This is a genomic window from Streptomyces sp. NPDC014623 (assembly GCF_043088245.1).
In the GTDB taxonomy this organism is placed as follows: domain Bacteria; phylum Actinomycetota; class Actinomycetes; order Streptomycetales; family Streptomycetaceae; genus Streptomyces.
This window is the reverse complement of the sequence record NZ_JBIBZU010000048.1, coordinates 1-9,099: the sequence shown is the minus strand read 5'-3', so window position 1 is coordinate 9,099 and position 9,099 is coordinate 1. Positions and strand designations below refer to the sequence as shown.

The following is a 9,099-nucleotide window of genomic DNA, read 5'->3' as shown; positions in this document are numbered from 1 at the left end:
GGGGGGCGTCGTGGGGCCCGCCTATAACTTTTTTTTTTTCTTTCTCGCCCTTGTCGTTGGTGCTACCCCACGACCCCCCCGCCGGACGTGCGGCCGGGGGCCGGCCCGGGGGCCCGCCCCCACGCCCCGTCGGTGTTCACCGCAGTGGTCGGACGGAATGTCAGACCTCTTCGGTGCCACCGCTCTCCTCGTCGTCTGCCTTCTCTTCCTTCGCCGCCGCGGGCGTGGCGCCCGGCTGCGGTTCGGCCACGGCCACCCGCGCGGGGCGGATGGTGCGCTCCCCGATGCGGTACCCGGGCTGCAGGATCGCCACGCAGGTCGTCTCGGTGACGTCCGGCGCGTACGAGTGCATCAGGGCCTCGTGGATCGTCGGGTCGAAGGGCTCACCCTCCTTGCCGAACTGCTGGAGGCCCAGCTTCGCGACGACCGTCTCCAGGGATTCGGCCACCGACTTGAAGCCGCCCACGAGCTCGCCGTGCTCCCGGGCCCGGCCGACGTCGTCGAGCACGGGCAGGAGCTCGGTCAGCAGGCCCGCGGCCGCGACCTCCTTCACGGCGACCCGGTCGCGCTCGACGCGGCGACGGTAGTTCTGGTACTCGGCCTGGAGCCGCTGGAGGTCGCCCGTGCGCTCGCTGAGCGCGGTGCGGACCTGGTCCAGCTCGGCCGTCAGGGCCGCTGTCTGCTGTACGTCCCCGGCCGGGGCCGCCGCTTCCTCCTCGGAGGGGGCGGCAGCCTTCGGTTCGGCGTCGTCGGAGTTGGCGCCGGAGGGGACGTCAGGCTTCTCTTCGAAGCCCGGGGTCTCCTCGGTCACGCCGCACCGCCCTTCGTGTCCTTCTCGTCGTCCACGATCTCGGCGTCGACGACGTCGTCGTCGGCCTTGGCCTGACCGTCACCCGGGGCCTCGGCGCCCGGGGCCGCACCCTCGGCCTGGGTGTTGGCGTACATCGCCTGGCCCAGCTTCTGGGAGACGGCCGCGACCTTCTCGGTGGCGGTGCGGATCTCGGCGGTGTCCTCGCCCTTGAGCTTCTCCTTCAGCTCGGTGAGCGCGGTCTCCACCTCCGTCTTCACGTCACCGGGGACCTTGTCCTCGTTGTCCTTGAGGAACTTCTCCGTCTGGTAGACGAGCTGCTCACCCTGGTTGCGCGACTCGGCGGCCTCGCGGCGGGCGTGGTCCTCCTCCGCGTACTTCTCGGCCTCCTCGCGCATCCGGTTGACCTCGTCCTTCGGCAGCGAGGAGCCGCCGGTGACGGTCATCTTCTGCTCCTTGCCGGTGCCGAGGTCCTTGGCGGCGACGTGCATGATGCCGTTGGCGTCGATGTCGAAGGCGACCTCGATCTGCGGCACACCGCGCGGGGCCGGCGGGAGACCGGTCAGCTCGAACATCCCGAGCTTCTTGTTGTACGCCGCGATCTCGCGCTCGCCCTGGTAGACCTGGATCTGCACCGACGGCTGGTTGTCCTCGGCCGTCGTGAAGATCTCGGAGCGCTTGGTCGGGATCGTGGTGTTGCGCTCGATGAGCTTGGTCATGATCCCTCCCTTGGTCTCGATGCCGAGGGACAGCGGGGTCACGTCGAGGAGCAGGACGTCCTTGACCTCGCCCTTGAGGACACCGGCCTGGAGCGAGGCGCCGATGGCGACGACCTCGTCCGGGTTCACACCCTTGTTGGCCTCCTGGCCGCCGGTCAGCTCCTTGACGAGCTCGGCGACGGCGGGCATACGGGTGGAGCCACCGACGAGAACGACGTGGTCGATCTCGGAGAGCTGGATGCCCGCGTCCTTGATGACGTTGTGGAACGGGGTCTTGCAGCGGTCCAGGAGGTCTGCGGTCAGCTGCTGGAACTGCGAGCGCGTGAGCTTCTCGTCCAGGTGCAGCGGGCCCTCGGCGGACGCCGTGATGTAGGGCAGGTTGATCGTGGTCTCGGTCGAGGACGAGAGCTCGATCTTCGCCTTCTCCGCGGCCTCGCGCAGACGCTGGAGAGCCATCTTGTCCTTGGACAGGTCCACGCCGTGTCCGTTGGCGAACTGCTTCACCAGGTAGTCGACGACGCGCTGGTCCCAGTCGTCACCACCGAGGTGGTTGTCACCGTTGGTGGCCTTCACCTCGACGACGCCGTCGCCGATCTCCAGGAGGGACACGTCGAAGGTGCCGCCACCGAGGTCGAAGACGAGGATCGTCTGGTCGTCCTTGTCGAGGCCGTACGCCAGGGCGGCGGCGGTCGGCTCGTTGACGATGCGCAGGACGTTCAGGCCCGCGATCTCGCCGGCCTCCTTCGTCGCCTGACGCTCGGAGTCGTTGAAGTACGCCGGGACGGTGATGACCGCGTCGGTCACCTTCTCGCCCAGGTAGGACTCGGCGTCGCGCTTCAGCTTCTGCAGGATGAAGGCGCTCATCTGCTGCGGGTTGAAGCTCTTGCCGTCCAGGTCGATCTTCCAGTCAGTGCCCATGTGGCGCTTGACGGAGCGGATGGTCCTGTCGACGTTGGTGACCGCCTGGCGCTTGGCGACCTCGCCGACGAGCACCTCGCCGTTCTTCGCGAAGGCGACGACGGACGGCGTGGTCCTGGCGCCTTCGGCGTTGGTGATGACGGTGGGCTCGCCGCCTTCGAGAACGCTGACGACGGAGTTAGTCGTGCCCAGGTCGATGCCGACCGCACGTGCCATTTCAATTCCTCCAACTGACTACTTGAGTGGATCTGACTCAAGGATGCATGACACCCAGCCCGGAGTCAAAGGACCTGAGTCACTTACGCTCAACTTATGTGCTCACATATGCGCTGAGCAGGGAATTCGCGTGTTCGGGTACAGCCGCAGGCCGACCGGGAGCACCTCGCCCGGCACCCCCGGCATGCGCGGCACACCACACACGCCCCCCACCTTCGCACCATGAGATCGTTCTGTCACAAAATGCATCAAGACGTGCATACCGTTACGTCATCGACTCCGGGCAGGTGCAATGCGGAACGCGAGACAGACTGCGGCACGAAGAAAACGGCGCCCCGCCACGGCGACGGCGGTCCGGGCGGCGGGCCCCCGGCCCGGCCGCGCCCTCGCTGCCGCCCGGGCGGCAGCCGGACGCGCCACCGGGAACCTGGCGGCCGCGGCCGCCGCCCGGATCGCCGGCCCCCTGAGATCCCTGACCGCCAAGCGCGCCCTGGACCTGGCGCTCGGCACGGCACTCCTGCTCCTGGCGGCGCCCGCCCTCCTCCTCGCCGCCCTGGCCCTCGCCCTCCGGCCATCCCGCGGCCGGGGAGGCGTACTCCGGCGCGAGACCAGGGTCGGCCTCGGCGGCCACCCCTTCGAGCTGCGCTCACTGCGCACCCGGCGGTTCCGGCTCGACCTGCTGTCCCAGCTGCCCCACGTCGTCCGGGGAGACCTCTCCCTGGTCGGCCCGGCGCCGCTCACCCCCGCCGAGGCCGCCCTGTCCGGACCCGCCGCCGGACACTGGCGGCAGCGGCTCCGGCCGGGTCTGACCGGCCTGGCCCAGGTGCGCACCCACTCCAGGATGCCCTGGGACGAACCCGCCCTCCTGGACGCGCACTACGCAGAGCATCATGGAACATGGCTCGACCTGGCGATCCTGGCGCAATCCGTACGCATCCCCCTGCGAGCGGAGCCGCGCGGACCACGACGCCCGGGGAAGGCTCACCTGAGCGACACAGATCACCGCCTGCGCGGCTACAGCGCGGCGGAATAAGTGGATAGTGTCAGCACAGACTGATTAAGTTACTGCTTAGTAATCACTTGTACGCGCTGGATCCCACCCTCGCAGGCCCGAGGAGCCCCCAAATGCAACTCGCCGCGATCATCGTGTCGCTGGTGCTGACTGTCGTCGGCGTTGCGCTCATCGCCCGAGCCGTCGCGCAGATCTACCGGTTCGTCCGTCTCGGACAGCCGGTACCGGCAGGCAGCCGCACCGACGCCCCCAAGCAGCGCACGATCACCCTGGTCAAGGAATTCCTCGGCCACACCCGGATGAACCGGTGGGGGATCGTGGGCTTCGCCCACTGGTTCGTCGCGATCGGCTTCCTGACCCTGCCGCCGACGCTGCTCCAGGCGTACGGACAGCTCTTCCAGGCCGACTGGGTGCTGCCGGTCGTCGGTGGCTGGCTGCCGTTCGAGATGTACATCGAGTTCATCGGCATCATGACCGTGCTCGGCATCGTCACGCTGATGGCCATCCGGCTGCTGAACCTGCCCTCGCGGGCCGGCCGCAAGTCCCGCTTCGCCGGCTCCAAGGCCTGGCAGGCGTACTTCGTCGAGTACATCATCCTGATCATCGGCCTGGCCATCCTCGCGCTGCGCGGCCTGGAAGGCGCGATCCACCACGTCGAGGGCTACGAGGCCTCCTACTTCGTCTCGTACCCCCTGGTGCTCGCCTTCAAGGGTCTCACGCTCGGCACGCTCCAGAACCTGATCTACCTCACCGCGATGATCAAGATCGGCACCTCGCTGATCTGGATGATCACGGTCTCCCTCAACACGAACATGGGTGTCGCCTGGCACCGCTTCCTCGGCTTCCCGAACATCTGGTTCAAGCGGAACGCCGACGGCGAGGTCGCACTCGGCGCCCTCCAGCCGATGACCAGTGGCGGCAAGGAGATCGACTGGGAGGACCCGGGCGAGGACGACACCTTCGGCGTCTCCCAGGTCGAGCAGTTCTCCTGGAAGGGCATCCTCGACTTCTCCACGTGCACCGAGTGCGGCCGCTGCCAGTCGCAGTGCCCCGCCTGGAACACCGGGAAGCCGCTCTCCCCGAAGCTCCTGATCATGTCCCTGCGCGACCACGCGCACGCCAAGGCGCCGTACCTGCTGGCCGGCGGCGGCAAGGACATGGAGGGCACCGAGAAGGCGTCGGCCGAGGCACTCGAAGGCGTACCGGCCTCCGCCCTGGCCGAGGCCGAGCGCCCCCTCATCGGCACCGCCGAGGAGAACGGCGTCATCGACCCGGACGTGCTGTGGTCCTGCACCACCTGCGGTGCGTGCGTGGAGCAGTGCCCGGTCGACATCGAGCACATCGACCACATCGTCGACATGCGCCGCTACCAGGTGATGATCGAGTCCGCGTTCCCGTCGGAGGCGGGCACGATGCTCAAGAACCTGGAGAAGAAGGGCAACCCCTGGGGGCTCGCCAAGAAGCAGCGTGTCGAGTGGACCAAGGAGGTCGACTTCGAGGTCCCGATCGTCGGCAAGGACGTCGAGGACCTGAGCGAGGTCGACTACCTGTACTGGGTCGGCTGCGCGGGCGCCCTCGAGGACCGCGCCAAGAAGACGACGAAGGCCTTCGCCGAGCTCCTGCACATCGCGGGCGTCAAGTTCGCGATCATGGGCGGCGACGAGAAGTGCACCGGTGACTCCGCCCGCCGCCTCGGCAACGAGCCGCTGTTCCAGCAGCTCGGCCAGGAGAACGTCGCGATGCTGAACATGGCGTTCGGCGAGGACGACGACGAACCGGAGACGAAGAAGCCGAAGTCGTCGAAGAAGATCGTCGCGACCTGCCCGCACTGCTTCAACACCATCGCGAACGAGTACCCGCAGCTCGGCGGCGAGTACGAGGTCATCCACCACACGCAGTTGCTCCAGCACCTGGTGGACGAGGGCAAGCTGATCCCCGTGACACCGGTCGAGGGCCTGATCACGTACCACGACCCCTGCTACCTGGGCCGCCACAACAAGATCTACACGCCCCCGCGCGAGATCATCGCGAAGGTCCCGGGTCTGCGGAACGAGGAGATGCACCGCCACAAGGAGCGCGGCTTCTGCTGCGGCGCCGGCGGTGCCCGGATGTGGATGGAGGAGCGGATCGGCAAGCGCATCAACAACGAGCGCGTCGACGAAGCCCTCTCTCTCGACCCGGACATCGTCTCCACCGCGTGCCCGTTCTGCCTCGTCATGCTGACCGACTCGGTCAACGGCAAGAAGAACGACGGCAAAGCGAAGGAGTCGGTGCAGGTCGTGGACGTGTCACAGCTGCTCCTGGAGTCGGTGAAGACACCTGCCGACCCGGCGGGCGACGCGGCGCCGGCCGGCCGGCCGGAACCGGAACCCGTTCAGTAGCCGTCCCCCACCACGGAAGCGGCCGGACCTGCCTCGGGGGCAGGACCGGCCGCTTCCGTGTGTCCCGGGTGCCACCGAGGGTCCTCTCCGAGGTGGTGCGAGCCCCCCGGGGTTCCCCTAGGGGATGTCACAGCTAGGCCGCAATGGGCCCCTTGTTCCCCCGGCCCTCACACCACACCCGTACGGACCAGGTACGTTCGATGTGTGGCTGGATTCAGGATCGGACGCGGCCGGGACAACCGCACACCGCAACAACACCCGCAGCAGCAACAGCCGTACGGCGCACAGGCATCACCGCCGCCGCCGTACGGCGGGCAGCCGTGGCCCCCCACAGGAGGCAACGGCGCACCGTACGGCGGTCCTCAGGGCGCACCGTACGGCGGCGGGCACGGCGGCAACGGACACGGGGGTGGGAACGGGCACGCAGGCGGACACGGCGAACCGGAGTACTTCGGCGACCCGCACCACCAGCCCTCGCGACAGGACCCGTATGCCGACACCCCGGGACACACCCAGGCGTTCAGCATCAACGAGGACCCGTACGGCGACGGGAACACCTACCAGGCCGGCCAGGCCCCCGCACACCCCTCAGGACCCAGGCTGCACTGGAAGCAGTTGCTGAGCGGCATCGTGATGCGGCCGGGATCGACGTTCTGGCAGATGCGCGACCACCCCGTCTGGGGCACCGCGATCGTCGTCACGTTCGTCTACGGCCTGCTCGCGCTCTTCGGCTTCGACCAGGCACGCGACGAGGCGATCCACGCGGAGGTCTCCACGGCCGCCCCGTACGTGATCTTCACGGGCGTCGGCTTCGTCATCGGCGGGCTGGTCCTCGGCGCGGTCACCCACACCCTGGCCCGCCAGCTCGGGGGCACGGGCTCCTGGCAGCCGACCGTGGGGCTGTCGATGCTCATCATGTCGATCACGGACGCGCCCCGCCTGATCTTCGCCCTCTTCCTCGGCGGTGAGAACTCCCTGGTCCAGATCCTCGGCTGGATCACCTGGCTGGCCGCCGGAGCACTGTTCACCTCGATGGTGAGCAAGTCGCACGACCTGCCGTGGCCGAAGGCCCTGGGCGCCTCCGCTATCCAGCTGATCGCGCTGCTCTCGATCATCAAGCTCGGCACGATCTGATCCCGGTCCGACACGCAGGAGGGGGCCCGGTGCGTCGCACCGGGCCCCCTCCCGTTCCTCCCGCGGCGCTGCCTGAGGGCTGTCCCGCACTTCCTGGTGGATCAGCGCGCGGCGTCAGACGCGGTGCATCGCAAGGCGGAGAGGCGCCCGCGTACTGGATGTATCCGGGCGTTTCGACAACGCGGCGAGGTGCCGTAACCGTCGTCGTGCGCCCGCCAGGAATAGCGGGACAGCTCTCAGGAGTCGAGAACCTGACCCTCACGGCGCACGACGGGCTTCTCCACGCTCCACGGAAAGTTGATCCACTGGTCGGTCTTCTTCCACACGTATTCGCACTTCACGAGGGACTGCGGCTTCTCGTAGATGACCGCGCTGCGCACCTCGGCCACATGATCGATGCAGAAGTCACGGACCAGCTTCAGCGTCTTGCCCGTGTCGGCGACGTCGTCGGCGATGAGGACCTTCTTCTGCGTGAAGTCGATGGCATTGGGAACGGGCGCCAGCATGACCGGCATTTCCAGCGTGGTCCCGACCCCGGTGTAGAACTCGACGTTCACCAGATGGATGTTCTTGCAGTCCAGGGCATATGCCAGACCGCCCGCGACGAAGACCCCGCCCCGCGCGATACTCAGCACGACGTCCGGCTCGTAGCCGTCGTCGGCCACCGCCTGCGCCAGCTCGCGTACGGCGTGCCCGAAGGCCTCGTACGTCAGATTCTCCCGCATCTCACCAGCCATGCCGTATCACACCTGAGTCCTGTGGAAATTCATGTAAGAACGCGAGGCGGTCGGTCCTCGCTGGCCCTGATAGCGCGATCCGTAACGCTCGGATCCGTACGGGAACTCCGATGAAGAGGTCAGCCGGAACATACACAGCTGCCCGATCTTCATTCCCGGCCAGAGCTTTATCGGCAACGTCGCCAGATTCGACAGTTCCAGAGTGACATGCCCCGAGAAACCGGGGTCGATGAACCCTGCCGTGGAATGTGTCACCAGCCCGAGCCGCCCCAGCGAGCTCTTCCCCTCCAGTCGCGATGCCAGGTCGTCGGGGAGCGAGATGACCTCGTAGGTGGAGGCCAGGACGAACTCCCCGGGGTGGAGGATGAACGCCTCGTCACCGTCCGGCTCGACCTGACGGGTCAGGTCCGTCTGCTCGACGGCGGGATCGATATGCGGATAGCGGTGGTTCTCGAACACCCGGAAGTAGCGGTCCAGCCGCACATCGATGCTCGAGGGCTGCACCATCGAAGCGTCGAACGGGTCAATGCGAACCCGCCCGGCATCGATCTCGGCCCGGAGGTCCTTATCTGAGAGAAGCACGCACCGAGGATACGCAGAACGCGCGAGCCGGCCCCAACCGGACCGTCCCGCGCGCGCCTGCCTCACACCTCTAGCGCTCCTCGAACACCACAGGAACGGCCCGCCTCAGCCGCGCACAGCGCGGACAGCGGATGAGCCGCCCGGGACCGATCCGCGCGGACCCGAGCTGCTGCATCGGGAACGACGAGGTGGTAAAGACGTGCCCCTCGGCACAGCGGACGACGGTGCGCTCCATCGACGACATCAAGTCCCTTCCCCAACCAGCCTTGGACGAGACCGCCACATTAGGGGATGAACGGGACGCCACTCCAGGCGGCACTCCGCCCACACACGCTACGCCCTCAACTCCCGCCGCCCGCACGCGCGCCCACACTTCGCAACGGCACACGGACCCCACGGCGGGCACGCCGGGGGGCTGCGATGGGGTAGAGTGTGGAACGCTGCATCGCCGATCATCGGCGTGCTACGCGGGTGTAGTTTAATGGTAGAACATGAGCTTCCCAAGCTCAGAGCGCGAGTTCGATTCTCGTCACCCGCTCCATGAAAAAGCCCCAGGCCAACGGCCAGGGGCTTCTTTGTTGTCCGGACCACG

The 9,099-nt window shown here is 67.7% G+C and carries 7 protein-coding genes and 1 tRNA gene; 4 read left to right on the top strand and 4 right to left on the bottom strand.

Translation table 11 applies throughout. The annotated features are described in order from the left end of the window. Window positions 1-160: 160 nt before the first annotated feature. Together grpE and dnaK are read right to left on the bottom strand one after the other, a co-directional pair. A complete protein-coding gene (gene grpE / locus ACF1FZ_RS34700) occupies window positions 161-811 on the bottom strand; it encodes a nucleotide exchange factor GrpE (protein ID WP_391777350.1) in 651 nt (216 codons plus the stop codon). Then, entirely contained in the window at window positions 808-2,661 is a 1,854-nt protein-coding gene (gene dnaK, locus ACF1FZ_RS34695) for a molecular chaperone DnaK (protein ID WP_391777349.1), read from the bottom strand. The genes grpE and dnaK overlap by 4 nt, the downstream gene beginning before the upstream one ends. A gap of 292 nt (window positions 2,662-2,953) precedes the next feature. On the opposite strand from dnaK, the gene ACF1FZ_RS34690 reads away from it, so the two are divergent. The 3 genes from ACF1FZ_RS34690 (at window position 2,954) to ACF1FZ_RS34680 (ending at window position 7,188) form a co-directional block, all read left to right on the top strand. After that, entirely contained in the window at window positions 2,954-3,694 is a 741-nt protein-coding gene (locus tag ACF1FZ_RS34690) for a sugar transferase (protein ID WP_391777348.1), read from the top strand. 92 nt (window positions 3,695-3,786) lie between these two features. After that, a complete protein-coding gene (locus tag ACF1FZ_RS34685; RefSeq protein ID WP_391777347.1) occupies window positions 3,787-6,054 on the top strand; it encodes a heterodisulfide reductase-related iron-sulfur binding cluster in 2,268 nt (755 codons plus the stop codon). A 204-nt stretch (window positions 6,055-6,258) separates the two neighbouring features. Continuing rightward, on the top strand, window positions 6,259-7,188 hold the full coding sequence (locus tag ACF1FZ_RS34680) for a Yip1 family protein (RefSeq protein ID WP_391777346.1): 930 nt from the start codon (window positions 6,259-6,261) through the stop codon (window positions 7,186-7,188). A 236-nt stretch (window positions 7,189-7,424) separates the two neighbouring features. Here ACF1FZ_RS34680 and ACF1FZ_RS34675 read toward each other — a convergent pair whose 3' ends face one another. Next, window positions 7,425-7,925 carry a phosphoribosyltransferase gene (locus ACF1FZ_RS34675; protein ID WP_391777345.1) on the bottom strand — a complete coding sequence of 167 codons (501 nt, stop codon included), beginning with the start codon at window positions 7,923-7,925 and terminating at the stop codon, window positions 7,425-7,427. A gap of 6 nt (window positions 7,926-7,931) precedes the next feature. Then, window positions 7,932-8,507 (bottom strand): dCTP deaminase, encoded by a 576-nt coding sequence (gene dcd, locus ACF1FZ_RS34670; protein WP_391777344.1) that lies wholly within the window; start codon window positions 8,505-8,507, stop codon window positions 7,932-7,934. 467 nt (window positions 8,508-8,974) lie between these two features. Between dcd and ACF1FZ_RS34665 the strand changes: the two genes are divergently transcribed. Continuing rightward, window positions 8,975-9,048, top strand: a tRNA-Gly gene (locus ACF1FZ_RS34665). Window positions 9,049-9,099: the final 51 nt, after the last annotated feature.